This window comes from Pseudomonas sp. TH31, assembly GCF_016650815.1.
Classification (GTDB): domain Bacteria; phylum Pseudomonadota; class Gammaproteobacteria; order Pseudomonadales; family Pseudomonadaceae; genus Aquipseudomonas.
The window spans coordinates 23,011-41,704 of the sequence record NZ_JAEKEZ010000013.1 but is presented as its reverse complement, the minus strand read 5'-3'; the positions used below and the strand labels follow the sequence as shown (position 1 = coordinate 41,704).

At 61.2% G+C, this 18,694-nt stretch carries 10 protein-coding genes and 4 pseudogenes; 10 read left to right on the top strand and 4 right to left on the bottom strand.

Going from position 1 to position 18,694, the window contains the following annotated elements:
* Window positions 1–199: 199 nt before the first annotated feature.
* On the top strand, window positions 200–4,516 hold the full coding sequence (locus JFV26_RS09720) for a DEAD/DEAH box helicase (protein ID WP_201191824.1): 4,317 nt from the start codon (window positions 200–202) through the stop codon (window positions 4,514–4,516).
* 135 nt (window positions 4,517–4,651) lie between these two features.
* Here the strand turns inward: JFV26_RS09720 and JFV26_RS09715 are convergent, their stop codons facing one another.
* The gene (locus tag JFV26_RS09715; protein WP_201191822.1) at window positions 4,652–6,775 is read right to left on the bottom strand and encodes a mechanosensitive ion channel family protein; all 2,124 of its coding nucleotides are present in this window, start codon (window positions 6,773–6,775) and stop codon (window positions 4,652–4,654) included.
* A gap of 311 nt (window positions 6,776–7,086) precedes the next feature.
* Here JFV26_RS09715 and JFV26_RS09710 point away from each other — a divergent pair, with 311 nt between their 5' ends.
* The 5 genes and pseudogenes from JFV26_RS09710 to JFV26_RS09690 all read left to right on the top strand — a co-directional run bounded on the left by JFV26_RS09710 (window position 7,087) and on the right by JFV26_RS09690 (window position 12,475).
* On the top strand, window positions 7,087–8,289 hold the full coding sequence (locus JFV26_RS09710; RefSeq protein ID WP_201191819.1) for an MFS transporter: 1,203 nt from the start codon (window positions 7,087–7,089) through the stop codon (window positions 8,287–8,289).
* A gap of 202 nt (window positions 8,290–8,491) precedes the next feature.
* Window positions 8,492–9,417 (top strand): annotated as a pseudogene (locus tag JFV26_RS09705) (DUF72 domain-containing protein).
* On the top strand, window positions 9,414–10,211 hold the full coding sequence (locus tag JFV26_RS09700; protein ID WP_201191816.1) for an endonuclease/exonuclease/phosphatase family protein: 798 nt from the start codon (window positions 9,414–9,416) through the stop codon (window positions 10,209–10,211). The pseudogene JFV26_RS09705 and the gene JFV26_RS09700 overlap by 4 nt, the downstream one beginning before the upstream one ends.
* Window positions 10,208–11,499, top strand: a pseudogene (gene clsB / locus JFV26_RS09695) (cardiolipin synthase ClsB). Before JFV26_RS09700 ends, clsB begins: the two are co-directional and overlap by 4 nt.
* Window positions 11,486–12,475, top strand: a complete 990-nt coding sequence (locus JFV26_RS09690; RefSeq protein ID WP_201191814.1) for a lysylphosphatidylglycerol synthase domain-containing protein — start codon at window positions 11,486–11,488, stop codon at window positions 12,473–12,475. Before clsB ends, JFV26_RS09690 begins: the two are co-directional and overlap by 14 nt.
* A gap of 77 nt (window positions 12,476–12,552) precedes the next feature.
* On the opposite strand, the gene JFV26_RS09685 is transcribed toward JFV26_RS09690, so the two are convergent.
* The 3 genes and pseudogenes from JFV26_RS09685 to JFV26_RS09675 all read right to left on the bottom strand — a co-directional run bounded on the left by JFV26_RS09685 (window position 12,553) and on the right by JFV26_RS09675 (window position 15,706).
* The gene (locus JFV26_RS09685; protein ID WP_201191812.1) at window positions 12,553–13,311 is read right to left on the bottom strand and encodes an alpha/beta hydrolase family protein; all 759 of its coding nucleotides are present in this window, start codon (window positions 13,309–13,311) and stop codon (window positions 12,553–12,555) included.
* A pseudogene (locus JFV26_RS09680) lies at window positions 13,301–14,408 on the bottom strand (DUF3182 family protein). The gene JFV26_RS09685 and the pseudogene JFV26_RS09680 overlap by 11 nt, the downstream one beginning before the upstream one ends.
* Window positions 14,409–14,711: 303 nt before the next feature.
* Window positions 14,712–15,706, bottom strand: a pseudogene (locus JFV26_RS09675) (GlxA family transcriptional regulator).
* Between the two features lie 101 nt (window positions 15,707–15,807).
* On the opposite strand from JFV26_RS09675, the gene JFV26_RS09670 reads away from it, so the two are divergent.
* From JFV26_RS09670 to JFV26_RS09655, 4 genes are all read left to right on the top strand, one after another.
* The gene (locus JFV26_RS09670; RefSeq protein ID WP_201191810.1) at window positions 15,808–16,362 is read left to right on the top strand and encodes a cysteine hydrolase family protein; all 555 of its coding nucleotides are present in this window, start codon (window positions 15,808–15,810) and stop codon (window positions 16,360–16,362) included.
* A 165-nt stretch (window positions 16,363–16,527) separates the two neighbouring features.
* Window positions 16,528–17,217, top strand: coding sequence for a YjfI family protein (locus JFV26_RS09665; RefSeq protein WP_201191808.1), 690 nt, complete (start codon window positions 16,528–16,530; stop codon window positions 17,215–17,217).
* Window positions 17,218–17,241: 24 nt separating this feature from the next.
* On the top strand, window positions 17,242–17,940 hold the full coding sequence (locus tag JFV26_RS09660; protein ID WP_201191806.1) for a PspA/IM30 family protein: 699 nt from the start codon (window positions 17,242–17,244) through the stop codon (window positions 17,938–17,940).
* A gap of 190 nt (window positions 17,941–18,130) precedes the next feature.
* Window positions 18,131–18,694, top strand: a complete 564-nt coding sequence (locus tag JFV26_RS09655; protein ID WP_201191804.1) for a rhomboid family intramembrane serine protease — start codon at window positions 18,131–18,133, stop codon at window positions 18,692–18,694.

The window sequence follows — 18,694 nt, the reverse complement described above, 5'->3', positions numbered from 1 at the left end:
TGCGCAACCGTCATCCGTAAAGTGTAGATCGCCCGATTTAGCGGTGCGATGGCCGGCCTCTTCGCGGGCAAGCCTCGCTCCTACAAAAGCGCCGCGCATACCTGTAGGAGCATGGCTTGCCCGCGATAGCGATTTCCCGATCACCAGTGATCACCAGCGGTACTTGCATCTTACCCATCCCGCCCGCATAAATTACTCCATGAACCTGCCCATCCCCGCAGACAGTGCCCTGACCGGCTTCCACCCCGCCGTCAGTGCCTGGTTCAGCAAGACCTTTGCGACGGTCACCGCCGCCCAGGCCCGTGCGTGGCCGTTGATTCGCCAACGCCGCTCGACATTGATCGCCGCGCCCACCGGTTCCGGCAAAACCCTGACCGCATTCCTCGCGGTACTTGATGATCTGGTTCACCTGGGACTGGAGAACAACGGCAAGCTGCCGGACGAAACCCTGGTGGTCTACGTCTCGCCGCTAAAAGCCTTGTCCAACGACATCCAGATCAACCTGCAAAACCCGCTGGCCGGTATCACCGAGCAATTGCGCGTGATGGGGCTGCCCGAATTACACATCAACACCGCCGTGCGCACCGGCGACACCCCGCAAAAAGACCGCTCGGCGATGCGCAAGACCGCGCCGCACATTCTGGTGACCACCCCGGAATCCCTTTACGTGCTGCTCGGTTCCGATTCGGGCCGAAAAATGCTCGGCACCACGCGCACGGTCATCGTCGACGAAATCCACGCCATCGCCGCCAGCAAACGCGGCAGCCATTTGGCGTTGAGCCTGGAACGTCTGCAGGCGCTATGTCCTGAGCCGTTGATGCGCATCGGCCTGTCCGCCACGCAAAAACCCATCGAAGCCGTCTCGCGCTTCCTGGTCGGCCGCGACCGGCCTTGCGAAATCATCGACATCGGCCACGCCCGCCCGCGGGACCTGGGTATCGAAGTGCCGCCCGTGCCGCTTTCGGCAGTGATGGCCAACGATATCTGGGAACTGGTCTACGACCGCCTGGCCGCCCTCGCCCGCGAACACCGCACCACGCTGATTTTCGTCAACACGAGGCGCCTGGCCGAACGCCTGAGCCGGCACCTGAGCGAACGGCTAGGCAAGGATGCCGTCGCCGCGCACCACGGCAGCCTGGCCAAGGAATTTCGCCTGGACGCCGAACAACGGCTCAAGCGCGGCGAGCTGCAAGTGTTGATTGCCACTGCCTCGTTGGAGCTGGGGATTGATATCGGCGATGTCGATCTGGTCTGTCAGATCGCCTCGCCGCGCTCGATTGCAGGCTTTCTGCAACGGGTCGGTCGTTCCGGGCACCAGGTCGGCGGCACGCCCAAGGGCCGGTTGTTCGCCACCACCCGCGATGACTTGATCGAGTGCGCCGCACTGCTCGACTGCGTGCGCCGGGGCGAACTCGACACGTTGCTGATCCCCGTGGCGCCGCTGGACGTGCTGGCCCAGCAAATCATCGCCGAGGTCAGTTGCCAGGAATGGCAGGAACAGGCGCTGCTGGAGCTGTTCCGCCAAGCCTCGCCCTACGCCAGCCTCGACGAAAAACACTATCAAGCGCTGCTGCAGATGCTTGCCGAGGGCTACAACGGTCGTCAGGGCATCCGTAGCGCTTATCTGCATCGCGACGCCGTGAGCCGCACCCTGCGCGGTCGCCGTGGCGCCAAGCTGACCGCCGTCACCAGTGGCGGGACGATTCCGGACAACGCCGACTACAGCGTGCTGCTGGAGCCCCAGGGACTGAACATCGGCAGCGTCAACGAAGACTTCGCGGTGGAGAGCATTGCCGGGGACGTCTTCCAACTCGGCAACACGTCCTATCGAATCCTGCGCGTGGAAACCGGCAAGGTCCGGGTCGAAGACGCCCAAGGCCAGCCGCCGACGATTCCGTTCTGGCTCGGGGAAGCGCCGGGGCGCAGCACGCAATTGTCGTTTGCCGTGGCGCGCCTGCAAGCGCAACTCGACGACCTGCTCGGCGCCACACCCGGCAATTTACAGCCAGCGCTCGACTGGCTGACCGAAACCCTCGGCCTGAACCTGGCCAGCGCCGATCAACTGGTGGATTACCTCGCTCGCGCACGCCTGACATTGGGCGCCCTGCCGTCTCAGGACACGCTGCTGATGGAGCGGTTTTTCGACGAGTCCGGCGGCACCCAACTGATCATCCACACCCCGTTTGGCAGCCGCATCAACCGCGCCTGGGGCCTGGCCCTGCGCAAGCGTTTCTGCCGCACCTTCAACTTTGAATTGCAGGCTGCCGCCAGCGAAGACGCCATCGTCCTGTCGCTGTCCACCAGCCACAGCTTTGAACTGGATGACGTCTGGCGCTACCTGCACAGCAACAGCGCCGAGCACCTGCTGATTCAAGCGGTGCTCGAAGCGCCGTTGATCGGCGTGCGCTGGCGCTGGAATGCCGGGGTCGCACTGGCGTTGCCGCGTTATAGCGGCGGACGCAAAGTCGCGCCGCAGATCCAGCGGATGAAGAGTGAAGACCTGATCGCCAGCATCTTCCCCGATCAGATCGCCTGCGTGGAAAACCTCGCGGGCGAGCGGGAGGTTCCCGAGCATCCACTGGTGGAACAAACCCTCGACGACTGCCTGCACGAAGCCATGGACACCGAAGGCTGGCTGACGCTGTTGCGGCGTATGGAACGGGGCGAGATCCGCCTGATCAGCCGCGATTTGCCGGCGCCCTCGCCGCTGGCGGCAGAAATCCTCAGCGCCCGGCCCTACACCTTTCTCGACGATGCGCCGCTGGAGGAACGCCGCACCCAAGCGGTGCTCAACCGGCGCTGGAGCGACCCGCAATCCACCGATGACCTCGGCGCACTGGATGCCGAAGCGATTCAAGCCGTGCGCGACGAAGCCTGGCCTGCGCCCACCGGCATCGATGAAATGCATGAGGCGTTGATGAGTCTGGCGTGCATCAGCGATGCCGAAGCTCAAGCCAACGCTCATTGGCTCGATTGGCTAAATGCCCTGGCCGACAGCGGCCGCGCCAGCCGTTTGCAGATCAATGCCGGGCAATCGCTGTGGTTGGCGCTGGAACGGCTGACCTGCCTGCGGGCGATTTATCCACAGGCGATTTTGCTGCCGCCGCTGGACGCGTTGCCCGGTTTCGATGAAGTCTGGGAAACCGATGCAGCGGTGCTGGAAGTGATTCGTGCGCGGCTCAGTGCGTTTGGACCGTTGCCGCTGGACGCGATTGCCGAACCGTTGGGCTTACCGGCGACGCAGGTCACTCAAGCCCTGGCGCAACTGGAGCGCGAAGGCTACGTGCTGCGCGGGCAATTCAGCCCCGGCGTCGACATTGAGCAATGGTGCGAACGGCATCTGCTGGCGCGGATTCATCGCTACACGGTCAAGCGTCTGCGCCGGGAAATCGAGCCGGTGGCGTTGCAGGATTTCATGCGGTTTCTGTTCGACTGGCAGCATCTGTCCAGCGCTACACAAGGTCAAGGCAGTGCAGTGTTGCCGGCGATCATCAGTCAATTCGAAGGCTACCCCGCCGCCGCTTCAGCCTGGGACAGCGACATTCTGCCAGCGCGGCTCAAGGACTATTCGGCGAGTTGGCTGGATGACCTGTGCCGCAGCGGCAAACTGGTGTGGACACGCCTGACCGCCCGCAACAAGAGCGCCAGCACGGCGCTGCGCAGTACGCCGATTCTGCTGCTGCCGCGCACTCAGGTCGGGTTGTGGAGCGGCTTGACCGAACAGACGCCGGTCAGCGAACTGTCGCCCAAGACACAAAAAGTCTTCGAGGCCCTGAGCCAACACGGCGCGTTGTTTTTCGATGAACTGGTCCACGAAGCGCATCTGCTGCGCACCGAACTGGAAATCGCCTTGCAGGAACTGGTGGGCGCGGGGCTGGTGAACGCCGACAGTTTCGCCGGGCTGCGGGCGCTGATTACACCCGCGAGCAAACGCCAGCAACGCAGCAGCCGACGTGGGCGCGGGGCGTTTGTCGGCGGCATGGATGATGCCGGGCGCTGGGCGTTGCTGCGACGCGGGCCACTCGCGCCGGTTGTGGATAACAAGCGCCCGGCGCCGACACCGAGCGACACACTGGAACACATCGCCATGACCTTGCTCCGGCGCTACGGCGTGGTGTTCTGGCGCTTGCTGGAACGGGAGGCGGATTGGTTGCCGAGTTGGCGCGAGTTGTTGCGCACGTTTCATCGGCTGGAAGCTCGCGGGGAGATTCGTGGTGGGCGGTTTGTCAGTGGTTTGGCGGGTGAGCAGTTTGCCCTGCCTGAGGCGATACCGTTGCTGCGGGAGGTGCGGCGGCGCCCCCACGACGGGAGTCTGGTGGCGGTGTGCGGGGTGGATCCGCTGAATCTTGCCGGGACGTTGCTGCCGGGGGTGAAGGTGCCGGCGTTGGCGAGTAATCGGTTGGTGTTTAGGGATGGGTTGCCGGCGGCGGCGGAGATTGCCGGCAAGCAGGTGTTTTGGATGGAGCTGGAGCTGCAGGCGTCTATCGAACTGCACAGCAAACTGATCAGGCATTGATGTCGGCTGGGCGGGCCTCATCGCGAGCAAGCCCGCTCCCACAGGGGATGTGTGTCGGTTACAAAGCTTCGGTCCGACATCGATCCACTGTGGGAGCGGGCTTGCTCGCGAAGGGGCCATCAGCACCAACCCACATCATTGGGTACGCGGCTGATCCGGCAACAACACCGGCGAATTGTCCGGCGCCGGCCCCTCTTCTTCCACTTCATCCATCCCACGCTTCGGAATAAAAACCTGCTGTGGATAAGTCTGCGCGAAATGCACCCACGGGCTGTTATCCACAAGTTTTTTCAGCCGCTGGTTAAACGCCCGGCTCACCGCATATTGCCCGCCTGAAACGGTGCGGAACTGCGCTGTCAGCACCACACCGTTAAGGTCCATCTTGTCGACGCCAAAGACATCGAGCGGCCCTTGCAGGTTGTACTTGAGAAACGCGTCGTCACGGATCGAATCCCCGGCCTCGCGGATCAGCTCAATGGCCTTGTCCACGTCAGTGTCATAGGTGAACTGCACCGAGAAAAACGCATAGGCAAACTGCCGCGATTGATTGGTCACAGCCTTGATCTGCCCGAACGGCACCGAATGCACAAAGCCCTTGCCGTCGCGCAGGCGCAAGGTGCGAATGGTCAGGCCTTCGACGGTGCCGGCGTGGCCGGAGTCGAGCACCACCCAGTCACCAATCGACAGCGTGTCTTCGATGATGATGAACAGCCCGGTGATTACATCCTGGACCAGTTGCTGCGAGCCAAAACCGATGGCCAACCCGACCACCCCGGCACCGGCCAGCAGTGGTGCGACGTTGATCCCCAGATTGGCCATGGTGGTGATTGCGCAGATCACCACCAGGATGATTTTGATCGCGTTGCGCAGCAGCGGCAGGATGGTTTTCACCCGCGTACTCGGTTGGCGCGCCGCGCGTTTGCTGACCGGTGGTTTCAACGCTTCCTGAATCGCCGTGTCGAGCGCTACCCACAGCAGCCAGGTCACCAGGAAGATCAAACCGATGCTGCTTAACGAGTTGCTGATCGCCCGCCCAATCGAGTTTTGCTCGGCGAATTCAAACAACGACACGCCCCAGATTCGCCCGAGGACTTCAATGAACGCCACGGCCATGACGATCCGCAGCAAGGCGTGCAGCAAGCTGAGGAAGCGTTCTTTGTAGGCGCTGCTGCGTTGCAACGCCTCGGCTTTTCGGGACTTGAACAGGTGCTGGAAAATCGTGCTCAGGAACACCGTGGCAATCAGCAATATTGTGGTGAACAACGCGCAACGCAGGGCTTTTTGGTTGTCCTCGCCGACGCCGATCAAATTGATCGCCGAGACCATCACCATCAACAGGATCGGCCAGTACCAGAGTCCGGAAAAGATCCGCAGGGACTCCTGCAGCGACGGTTGTTTCAGGCGCTGGGCCAACGCTCGGTTGCGAATCAGGTGCGCCACCGGACGTCTTAGCCGGATGACCAGATAACCGAAGATGATCGAGGCAAACAGCCCGGTAAACACCGCCACGCTGCTGGTGATATTGCCGCCCAGTTGCCGGGCAATTTGCGGACTGGTCAAGGCATCGCTGAGCGCCGCGAGGAAGCCGATCAAGAACAGTGGTTTGGGGCAGTAGTCGCGAATGATCTGCACCGCCGGGCGCTTGTGGCCGGTGTTGAACATGACGATCACGCAGAGCAGCATCGAGGTCGAGAAAATACCGCTGCTGGTGGCGTAGGCAAAACACAGCGCCAACGCCCGGCCAGCCGAGGCGGGCAGGAAGTGGCTGACGTAAAGGGTCAGTGGCAGGCTGGCAACCGCCGGCAGCGTGTATGGCATCAAATAGCCGAGCAAGTCCTGGCTGCGCTGGCGGGTACGTAGCCAGCGGCCCTGGACCAGGCGCTTGGCCGCAAGGCCGCCGAGGACCGTGAGCAAAGCAAAGGTGCCGAGCCAGACGCCAGACAGCATCAGGAAATCGCCGGCCACACTCCAGCCGGAACGCGCCGAGGGCTGGTTGACCAGCTTGTCGACTTCATCGGCCGCCCGATCGGCCCGCAGGCGCCAGGCGTCCACCAGGTTTTCGTTGAGGTCGAGTTTGTCCTGCACGTCGTCGATGCTGGAACTGATGGCGCCGAGCAAGCCGCCCTGGACCAGCGGCTCAGGCTTGGCCGGCGCCTCAGTGGTAGCGGCTGGAATGCCCGGCAGCATGGCGGCTTCGAGCTCGCAGCTGCCCAGAGTCAGCAGCGCCCCCAGCAGTATCGTGGTCTTGAGCTTGAACAAAACGCGGAGCTCCTTGAAAAGGGTCTGTAAGGAACTGATCGGGAAATGGCGGGCAAGTTCGGTTTTGACCGCGAGATAACAGTCACCGCAGTTCCCATGTGGGAGCGGGCTTGCTCGCGAAAGCGGTCATTCATTCAACATTGATGCTGACTGACCCAACGCTTTCGCGAGCAAGCCCGCTCCCACATGGGTCTGTGTTGCCTGGTCGATATTTGACCTGAGCGCAAATATCAAATGCCCACCCCTATATTTTTCCGCACAACCCAAACCCCGACACTGCGCTGCATCAATCACCTACCGGAGTTGCAGCGATGCCCATTGCCTTGCTCGCGCTGACCCTCAGCGCCTTTGCCATCGGGACGACCGAGTTCGTCATCGTTGGCCTGTTACCCACTATCGGCGCCGACCTCGGTGTCAGCCTGCCGTCCGCCGGCCTGTTGGTCAGCCTCTACGCCCTGGGTGTCGCCATCGGCGCCCCGGTGCTGACTGCCCTCACCGGCAAAGTCCCGCGTAAATTGCTGCTGTTGTCGCTGATGGTGCTGTTCACCCTCGGCAACCTGCTGGCCTGGAAAGCGCCGAGCTACGAATCGCTGATCATTGCGCGGATCGTCACCGGCCTGGCCCATGGGGTGTTTTTCTCGATTGGCTCGACCATCGCCACCAGCCTGGTGCCGAAGGAAAAAGCCGCCAGTGCGATCGCCATCATGTTCACCGGCCTGACGGTGGCACTGGTCACCGGCGTGCCGCTGGGGACGTTTATCGGTCAGCATTTGGGCTGGCGTGAAACCTTCCTCGCCGTGTCGGCGCTGGGTGTGATCGCGTTTATCGGCAGCCTGATCTACGTACCGAAAAACATCGCCCACAGCAAACCCGCTTCGCTGTTGCAGCAATTGCAGGTGCTCAAACAGCCACGCCTGTTGTTGGTGTACGCCATGACAGCGGTCGGTTACGGCGGCTCGTTCATTGCCTTCACCTTCCTGGCACCGATTCTTCAGGACATCTCCGGCTTCAGCGCCAGCACCGTCAGCCTGGTGTTGCTGGTGTACGGCATCTCGGTAGCGGTCGGTAACATCTGGGGCGGCAAACTGGCCGATAAACGTGGCCCGATCAGCGCCCTGAAAATCATCTTCGCCCTGCTCGCGGCCGTGTTGTTTGTGTTGACCTTCACCGCCGGCAATCCATGGCTGGCCCTGGCTACCGTGCTGGTCTGGGGCGCGGTCGCGTTCGGCAATGTGCCTGGTTTGCAGGTGTATGTGGTGCGTCAGGCTGAGCATCACACCCCGCATGCGGTGGACGTGGCTTCAGGTTTGAACATTGCGGCGTTCAACCTCGGGATTGCCGGGGGTGCGTGGGGCGGTGGTTTGATCGTTGCGAATATGGGGCTGATTCACACCGCGTGGATTGGTGGGTTGGTGGTGTTGGTTGCGCTGGCGTTGACGATGTGGAGTGGGCGGCTTGATCGCCTGGGTCCGGTGTATGCCAAGAGCTCGACCCGAGTCGTCGCCGGTCACTAAACCCCTGTAGGAGCTGCCGAAGGCTGCGATCTTTTGATCTTGAAAATCAAAGTCAAAGGATCGCAGCCTTCGGCAGCTCCTACAGTTGTAATGCGTTGTGTGTATGTATGTGTACCGTCCGTAGTCCCGTCGAAACTTTCTTGTTTGCCCGACAGTCATCAAAAGACAACGGCAGTAAGAGGGTCATTCGACGGGAGGGCACATGGCGGCGATTCATATCGGAATTTCAGGCTGGCGCTACACACCGTGGCGCGGGGGCTTCTACCCGAAGGGGCTGACCCAAAAGCGCGAATTGCAATTCGCCTCACGGGCCGTCAACAGCATCGAAATCAATGGATCGTTCTACGCCCTGCAGCGGCCGGAACGTTATGCCCAGTGGTACAGCGAAACCCCGCCGGGCTTCGTCTTCAGCGTCAAGGCCCCACGTTTTATCACTCACATCAAACGCTTGCGGGACATCCATAAACCCTTGGCGAATTTCTTCGCCTCCGGGGTACTGGAACTCAAGGAAAAACTCGGCCCGATCCTCTGGCAATTCCCGCCCAGTTTCAAATTCGACGCCGAGTTGTTTGAACATTTCCTCGAACAACTGCCCCACAACACCGAACAGGCCGCCACCCTCGCCCGTCAGCATGACTCGCACTTGCACGGCCACGCCAGCCTGAAGGCCCACGGAAAAAATTGCTGCGCCACGCTGTGGAAATTCGCAACGACAGCTTCGTCGACCCGACCTTCATTCGCCTGCTCAAGCGCTACAACACCGCCCTGGTGATCGCCGACACCGCCGGTAAATGGCCGTACCGCGAAGACCTCACCAGCGATTTCGTCTACCTGCGGCTGCACGGCGCCGAAGAGCTCTACGCAAGCGGCTACACGCCTCAGGCGCTGAAACACTGGGGCGATCGGATCGACGCCTGGAATCACGGCCAGCAACCGAGCGACCCACACTTGATCGCGCCAAGACAAAAGCCCAAGGCGCGAAAATCCCGGGAAGTGTTCTGCTACTTCGATAACGACATCAAAGTCCGTGCGCCCTTCGACGCCCGCCGCCTGCTGGAGCGCTTCCATCTCGACAAAGACCTCGCCACCCGCCCCGGCGAACCTGCTGCCGAAGGAGTGCTGCCATGAGCATTTCCGAACCGGTCGGCGTCACCGACGAGCAGCAATCCATCATCACTGCCGTGCGCCGGTTTACCGTGCTGACGGTCAACACTCACAAGGGCTTCACCGCGCTCAACCGGCGCTTCATCCTGCCCGAGCTACGCGAAGCAGTGCGCAGTGTCTCTGCCGACGTGGTGTTTTTGCAGGAAGTCCACGGCACCCACGAACAGCATCCGCAGCGCTATAGCAACTGGCCAACGATGCCGCAGTACGAATTCCTCGCCGACACGCTGTGGCCGCAGTTCGCCTACGGCCGCAACGCGGTGTACCCGGCGGGCGATCACGGCAATGCGTTGCTGTCGAAATTCCAGATCATCCGCCACGACAACCTCGACGTGTCCATCAGTGGTCACGAAAACCGTGGCCTGCTGCATTGCGTGCTGCGCCTGCCCGGTGACGGCCAGGAAGTACACGCCATTTGTGTCCACCTCGGGCTGTATGAAGTACACCGCACGGAACAACTGAAGCTACTGGCCCGTCGTCTCGACGATCTGCCAAGCGATGCGCCGGTGATCGTCGCGGGCGACTTCAATGACTGGCGCCAACGGGCCGACGCCTTGCTCAATCCCTGTGGCTTGCGCGAAGTCTTCGCCGAACACCACGGCAAACCGGCCCGCAGTTTTCCGGCGCGCTGGCCGGTATTGCGCCTGGATCGCATCTACGTACGCAACCTCCAGGCCAGCCGTGCGCAAGTGCTGGCGGCGCGGCCCTGGTCACACCTTTCCGACCATGCGCCGCTGTCGGTGGAGATCGAGCTATGAACAATCCCTCGATGGAAAAAGCCGCTGCGCAACAGATTTCCGCGCCACCGCTGAGCGAGCCGTCAGCGGTCGATGTCGACTATGGCTGGCACGGCAATAACCGGGTCGAACTACTGGAAAATGGCGAGGCGTACTTTCCCCGGTGTTTGAAGCACTGCGTCAGGCCCAGACGGAAATCCTGCTGGAGACCTTCATCCTGTTCGAGGACAAGGTCGGCAATGAGTTGCAGCAGATCCTGATCGAAGCGGCACTGCGCGGGGTGCGTACCACCGTCAGCCTCGACGGCTTTGGCTGCGGCGAGTTGAGCAGCGGTTTCCTCGACGACTTGAGCAAGGCCGGCGTGCACATCCAGATGTTCGACCCGGCGCCCAAGCATCTGGGCTTTCGCACCAATTGGTTTCGCCGCCTGCACCGCAAGATTGTGGTGGTCGACGGCACGATTGCGTTCCTTGGCGGGATCAACTTTTGCGCCGACCATTTGGCCGACTTCGGCCCCACGGCCAAGCAGGATTATGCCGTTGAAGTACAAGGCCCGGCGGTGGCGGACATTCATCACTTCGCGCTGCTGCAAAGTGGTCGCCCGGCCCGGGCCAAGTATTGGTGGCAACGGCGCAAGCAACGGCGTGCGGAACTGGCGTTCAGCGACCATGACGGTCAGGTGCGGCTGGTCTACCGCGACAATGGCGACCATCGCACCGACATCGAGGAGGTTTACCGACAAGTGTTGCGCAGCGCTCAGCGCCGCGTCGTGATCGCCAACGCCTACTTCTTTCCCGGTTTTCGCCTGCTGCGCGAGATCCGCAATGCCGCTCGCCGTGGCGTCGATGTGCAGCTGATTCTGCAAGGCCAGCCAGACATGCTGGTGGCGAAAATCGCCGCGCGCATGACCTACGACTATTTGCTCAAGGCCGGCGTGCAGATTCACGAATATTGCGACCGACCGTTGCACGGCAAAGTCGCACTGGTGGACGAGGACTGGAGCACAGTCGGTTCGAGCAACCTCGATCCGTTGAGCCTGTCGATGAACCTGGAAGCCAACGTGTTGATCCGCGATCGCGCCTTTAACCGTGAGCTGTTCCGGCGTCTGGAAGACTTGAGCAACAACCACTGTAAAGCCATATCCCCGGACAGCACCCCGCGCGGGCGGGTCTGGCACATGACTGTGGGCTTTCTGGTGTTTCACTTCCTGCGGCATTTTCCAGCGTGGGCCGGGTGGCTGCCGGCGCACAAGCCACGCTTGAAACCCTTCATCCATCGGGCCGGGAATGACCGCCATGAGCCGCTCTGAAGCGCACGCCGCCGCCCACGCCAACCGCCAAAACACCTCCCGTTGGAGCCGCTGGAAAATGCCGCTGACGGTGCTGTTTTTCCTCGCGCTGATCGTGCTGTTCACGATGCTCGCCCGGCGTATCGAATGGAACGAAGTGTTCGACACCCTGGCCGATTTCAAGGTGCGCACGCTGATCATCGCCTCAGGGCTGACGCTGTTGAGCTTTCTGGTTTATGCCTGTTTCGACCTGATCGGCCGCACCTACATCCGCCAGGACCTGACCTGGAAACAGATCTTGCCGGTGGGGATCATCAGCTACGCGTTTAACCTCAACCTGAGTGCCTGGGTCGGCGGCATCGCCATGCGTTATCGGCTGTACTCGCGGCTCGGGGTGAGCAAAGGCAACATCGCGAAAATCCTCGGATTGAGCCTGGCCACCAACTGGTTTGGCTACATGGTGATTGCCGGAGCGGTGTTCAGCAGTGGCTTGGTGCAGATGCCGCCAGGCTGGAAGTTGAACAGCGATGCGTTGCAAGGCGTCGGGGTGTTGTTGCTGGTGGTGAGCGCCGGGTATCTGGCCGCGTGCCGGTTTTCCAAACGGCGGGAATGGGCGATTCGCGGGGTGGAAATTAATCTGCCGTCGCTGCGCATGGCGGTGCTGCAACTGGCGCTTGGGGCGTTGAACTGGTCGTTGATGGCGGCGGTGATTTTCACTTTGCTGCCGAGCAAGCTTGAGTATCCGCTGGTGCTGGGGGTGTTGTTGATCAGCGCGATTGCCGGGGTCATCACCCACATTCCGGCGGGGCTTGGGGTATTGGAAGCGGTGTTTGTGGCGCTGCTGCAACATGAGGCATCGCGCGGGAGCCTGGTGGCGGGGTTGCTGGCGTATCGGGCGATTTATTTCATCTTGCCGTTGTTGATTACGCTGGTGATGTATTTGGTGGTGGAGGCCAAGGCGAAGGCGTTGCGGATTGAGAAGAAACCCAGGGATTAACCTTCGGCAGCGCCTACAGGTGACTACGTTTCAATGTAGGAGCTGCCGAAGGCTGCGATCTCTTGATCTTCCTGCCATCACGATGATTGAATAATGCTCAACCGCTCACCCACCACCATTTCCGTAATCCAGTCCACCAGGATCGAGGTGTAGGCCTGTTGCGAAATGGGGTCGCTGAGGGCGTGATCGGCGCCGTCGATGATGCGGTGAGTCAGCGAATGAGTCTGTTGGCACGCCGCCCGGTAACTCATGATCGTCGCGTGGGGAATGTGGTCGTCGGTCTCCGACTCCACCAACAACACATCCCCGGTAAACGCCGCGCAGGCATGCAGCGCCCGATTGTTGTCGGCGTGCACCAGCGTGCTGCGGTAATCGAGTAAATCCACCTTGTCCAGATCGCGCTTGGGCGTGTGCCATTGCTCGTCGCGATACAGCGCCGGCACCCGTAGCGCCAACCAGCGCACCGGGCGCAACGAGGTGAGAATGGCCGCCAGATAACCACCGTAACTGGTGCCCACCACCGCAATCGCCGAGGTATCGAGGGCCGGGTGCGCGAGCAAGCGGTCGTAAGCCGCCAGCAGGTCCCGCAGGTTGTCTTCGCGCGTCACTTGGGACAACGCAATGCCCGTTCCGCCGGTATGCCCGCGCAAGTCGAAGGTCAGACAGACACAGCCCAACCCGGCGATGCCTTTGGCCCGCTCCAGGTCCCGCTCCTGACTGCCGCCCCAGCCGTGCACAAACAACACGCCCGGAACTTTCGATTTTGGGCTGAGGAAATGCCCGGTCATCTGTTCGCCGTCGATGTCGATCTCAATGGTTTCGCTTCTAGCCGTCATAGGATTTAACCGTTACGTACTTGAGAAGAAAGTCGCCGTTTTCCGCCGGGCCGCGATACACCTCGATGGCGTCCGCCGGCAGCGGCTGGCCGATGTAGGTCTCCACCGAAGACACGCGAATCGCGCGCATCCCCGGGTCATTGACGAAGCTCTGCAACGCCGCAACTTCGGCGCTGCTGGCCCCCCATGCGCCAGGATTGTTCGAGCACACCGCTGCGCTGTTTGCCATTGCTGTCCAGGCCCTGGGCGATGTCGTAGTTGCGCCGCGATGCATAAAAGCCGGGATAGGCTTCGTCGGCGGCGCTGTCGAACACCTGGGCTTGCTGGATCGCCAACCGCACATCCTCGGGCAATTCCAGTTTCAGCAGTTCATCGTAGTAGCCCTGCACGACCAGCAGGTTGGAACCACCATAGACCTGCTCGCCCTGACCGTCTTCGGTCAAGTATTGATCACCGCAGTAACTGAGCACCTTGTCGCCGATAAACGCCTGGCCGACGCTGTGGGTGACGACTTTTTCCAGATCCTGCTCCAACACTACGCCTTCGGTGAAGCGTTGCTCGGCGTCGGGTCGGGCGAGGATGGTGTCGAACTGGTCGAGGCTTTTGATCACTTCCTGACCACGTCCGGCGCAGGCATGAATCGGTTTGAGGCGGATCGGCCCGCTGGAGAGCAAGTGCTCCGCCGCTGGCCGGGCGTCCTCAAGGGAAAATACGCTGAGGCCATCGAGCACGACGCTGCGCACCCGCTCGGAAAACAGCGGCGACCAGCCTTGCGGTGCATGAGCCAACCGATTGAGCAAACCGTGGCTGATGGCTTTGGTGCAGATGAAGTCGTGGTCGACGTAGCCGCCCCACAAATCTTCCGGCCCTTTGACGCCCAATTGCCGAGCGGCCGCCGCGCCCACCAGCGTCTGGGTGGGTATCAGGTAAAGATCACGGCCACTGTGGCGGTCGGGGTCGTAGCTGCCGCCGTACTTGAGCCCAAGGATCTGCGCCAGCCAACGGGCCAGCGCGCGATTGGTTTCGACTTCGTGCAGCGGGGCTTCGGGTCGCACGGAGTAGGCGACGACCAGTTTTTTGCGATGTGTTGGGGTCATGCGTCCCCCTCAATCTGCGCTTGATGAATGTAGCTGGATTGGGTGCAGAGATCAGGCCAACGGTGGCTTAGGTCAAACGGCTTTCAAATCAGTCGTTTGCTTCAACGGTGATGGCGTTGAGCCTGTTTGATTCTGCACGACGGCCGTCAAGAACCCGGCATTTTGCACGATCCAGTGTCTTACACCGGCCCCTGTGGGAGCGAGCCTGCTCGCGATTGCGCTCAGCCAGTCGACATGGATGCTGAATGATAGACCGCTATCGCGAGCAGGCTCGCTCCCACAGGGGTTCAGCGTTGAGGCGAGTTACCGAACCACAGCGACAGGCGGCGTCACCCCAAACCGCGCCCGATAATCACTCGGCGCCAGCCCGGTGATTTTCTTGAACGTGGCGCGAAACGCGCTCGGGTCCTGATAGCCCACCGTCCAGGCGATGTGGTCGATGGTGCCGTTGGTGAATTCGAGCATTTCCCGAGCCTTGCCGACCCGCAGGTGCTGGCAGTACTCGGTGGGCTTCACCCCGGTCGCCGCGCGGAATCGGCGCAGGAAGGTGCGCTCTTCCAGGCCTGCCCGCTCGGCCATCGCCGTCAGCGACACATCGGTCGCGCCGGTGCTTTGCAGCCAATGCTGAACCTTGAGAATCGACGTATCGCCATGGCTGAGAATCGGCGCAAAGTTGCTGCCGCACTGACTTGCACTGTCGCTGTGCTCCACCACCAGAAACCGCGCGGTGCTGGCGGCGATGCTCGGCCCCAGCAGGCGATCGACCATACGCAGACCCAACTCCGACCAGGCCATCAGCCCGGCGGTAGTAATCAGGTCGCCGTCATCGACGATCGGCGTGTCGGCCTTGAGTTTGATCGCCGGGTAACGCTCGGCGAAGGTTTTGGCCGAGGTCCAATGGGTCGTGGCGCTGCGCCCGTCGAGCAGGCCGCTTTCGGCCAGCAGTATCGAGCCCACGCAAACGCCGCCCAGCGTCGCGCCTTGGGTATGTTGCTGACGAATCCAGCGGATCAGCCCTTGGGGGCCTGACTCTCGGAAAACCCGCCAATCGACGGCGGAATCATCACCGCCACCAGCGCCTTGTCCGGGCCGGGATGACTGTCATGCACCCGCTCGGGCGCCTGATCGCCCTCGACCCGCCAATGACTGACTCGCAGCACCGGCAATTGCGCCGCCTGATGCTCGGCAGCAATCCGATTGGCGACCCCGAACAGGTCCGTCAACCCATGCACCGCCGCCATCTGCGCGCCGGGATAGATCAACACACCCAACTCGGCAACCGCCCTTTCTACGCCCATTGTCAGTTTTCCCCCTTCTATTGTCGGTGCGGCCAATCCTCGGATAGTCGGCGAGCGCCAATACTTCATTCCACGCCCACACACACTTCGAGGAAACACCCATGGCCAAGCAAGCGCTCATCGTAGTCGATATCCAGAACGACTACTTCCCCCAAGGCAAGTGGCCTCTGGTCGGTGCCGACGCGGCGGCGGACAACGCCGCTCGGATCATTCAGGCCTTGCGCGACGCCGGTGATCCGGTGGTGCACATCCGACACGAGTTCACCTCCGACGACGCGCCATTCTTCACCCCCGGCTCTGAAGGCGCGAAGCTGCACCCCAAAGTCCTCAACCGCGCCAACGAGCCGGTGGTGCTCAAGCACTTCGTCAACGCGTTCCGCGAAACCGAACTGCAAGCCATCCTCGATGAGCAAGGCATCGAAAACCTGGTGATCGTCGGCAGCATGAGCCACATGTGCGTCGATGGCGTTACTCGTGCTGCCGCCGACCTTGGCTACACCGTGACGGTGATCCATGACGCCTGCGCCACCCGCGACCTGGAGTTCAATGGCGTTACGGTTCCAGCGGCTCATGTTCACGCCGCTTTTATGTCGTCTCTGGGTTTCGCCTATGCCAGCGTGGTGTCGGCCGACGAATTCCTCGCCGCCAGTCACTAACGCGCCCCTCTGAAACAACTCGAAAAACAAAAGGCCCGCAGCGTTCTCGCGCTGCGGGCCTTTGCGTTTTGGTTGATCAAAAAACTCACGCGTGAGCTATTGAGAGGCGCAAAAAATCACTGTAGTGTTTCTCACGCGTGAGATTTTCACAACGGAGTCACCAGTATGAAAAGCCGCTCTCCATCAGGTCCGCCTGCCGAGCCTGTTACCAATACAGCGAGCCGCAAGGGAGAGCGCTCGAAACCGTCCGCGAAAAAACCGTCGAGCTTTTATATGAAGCAGATGCGTGCGGGCCTGGGTGCCGCCGGTTACGTGAAACACGAGACTTGGGTGCTTCCCGAAAACCGAAGCCTGCTCAAGCAGATGGAGAAACAGCTACGCCAACCGATTCTGGCTGGCTCATTCATGTCGGAGAATTACATGAGCGCAGGTACCAACTGGAACATCGACCGCCTCTTCAACGCCCTCCAGGCCCTTGATGAAGTGGTTTCCAACGACATCACTCTGTCCCTCGTCCAGGGCTCCGAGCCGAGCATCAAGCTGGAAATGAACGACTTCGGTGGCTTGCCGATTTACATCGCAGTCGTGGGCGAGCAGATCATCGTCGACACCGTGCTGGTGGACGTCGAGACGATCAAGGACGTACCAGCCTTCAACGATGCCGTGCTGCGTAGCCGTGAGCTGTTCCCGCTGTCCTCGATCGGTATCGAGTCGATGCCCAATGGCCAGGTCGTCTACAACATGTTCGGCGCGCTCAGCTCCGATTCGAGCCTGACCAACGTCGTAACCGAGGTCAAAACCCTCGTCGACAATGTGCAGCGCGCCAGCGAAGCCTTTGAACGTTTCTTCCATTAATTTTTCAGGAACAGGGAATATCCCATGACACAGTCCATCTGGAGCAAATTGTTCACCGCGCTGCGCGGCGGCGCCAGCGAAGTCGGCGAATCCATCGTCGATCAACAGGCCCTGCGCATCCTCGACCAGGAAATTCGCGATGCTGACAGCGCCCTGGCCAACGCCAAGCGCGAACTCGTCACCATCATGGCCAAGCACAAACTGTCGGCTGACCGCGTGGCCGAGTACAACGCCAAGATCAAGGACCTGGAAACCAAGGCCATGGCCGCGATCCAGGCCAACCGTGAAGACCTGGCAATGGAAGTGGCTGAAGCCATTTCGACCCTGACCAATGAACTCGATGTCGAGCAAAAGCAGGCCACCGAATTCGGCGGTTACGCAGACAACATGCGCAAAGACATCACCAAGGCCGAAAGCCGCATCAAAAGCCTGCGCCAGCAAGTGGACATGGCCAAGGCCCGCGAAAGCGTACAGAAAGCCCAGGTCAGCGCTTCGATCGCCAGTGGCGGCGCCAACGGCAAGCTCGAAACCGCCGTCGGTACACTGAACCGCCTGCAAGCCAAGCAGCAGCAACGCGCTGCTGAACTCGAAGCCCAGGACGAACTCGCCGACGCGTCGACTGGCACTGATCTGGAACGCAAACTGCGCGAAGCCGGCATTACTCCGGATTCGGGCAGCGCCAACGCGATTCTTGATCGCCTGAAGAAAAAATCGGCCGAGTAACCGTTCCAGGCATTCATTGCCTTATGCCTGGTGCCTAACCTGTGGGAGCGAGCCTGCTCGCGAATAGGGACTGTCAGTCGACATCAATGTTGTCTGACACACCGCCTTCGCGAGCAGGCTCGCTCCCACATGGATTGCGCTTAAGTGACGGGAATTGATTGCCTTCTATTTGTCAGAGTCGAGGTCAAGGATGGATGCCGTGAAGGGTTTCAAGACAATTGCCGGCGTGGCGATCTTCATGGTCGCGTTGCAAGTACTCAACGCCGTGACCGGCTATAGCCTTGTTGCATTTGGCCTGGTCCCGAGAACACTGCACGGGCTGGTCGGCATCATCACCTCACCTTTTATCCACGCCTCCTTCGCGCACTTGAGCGCCAACCTGATTCCCTTTTTGATCCTCGGCACCCTGGTCATCGTCGAAGGCTTCAACCGATTCCTGGCCGTCAGCGCGATCATCATCGGGCTGGGCGGTTTGCTGGTCTGGCTATTCGGGTTTTCCGGATCACACATCGGCGCCAGCGGTTGGGTATTCGGGCTGTGGGCGTACATTCTGTCGCGCGCCTGGTTCCAGCACAGTTGGGGCAATTTGATCACGGCCGCAGTCGTCGCCCTGCTGTATGGCGGCCTGGTCTTTGGCTTTCTGCCGCGCCAGGGGATTTCCTTCGAAGGCCATATCGCCGGGGCATTTGCAGGATTTATTGCAGCCAAAGTACTTCTCTCGGCGCCCGGCAACAGGTTTAATGCCGCCCGGTAA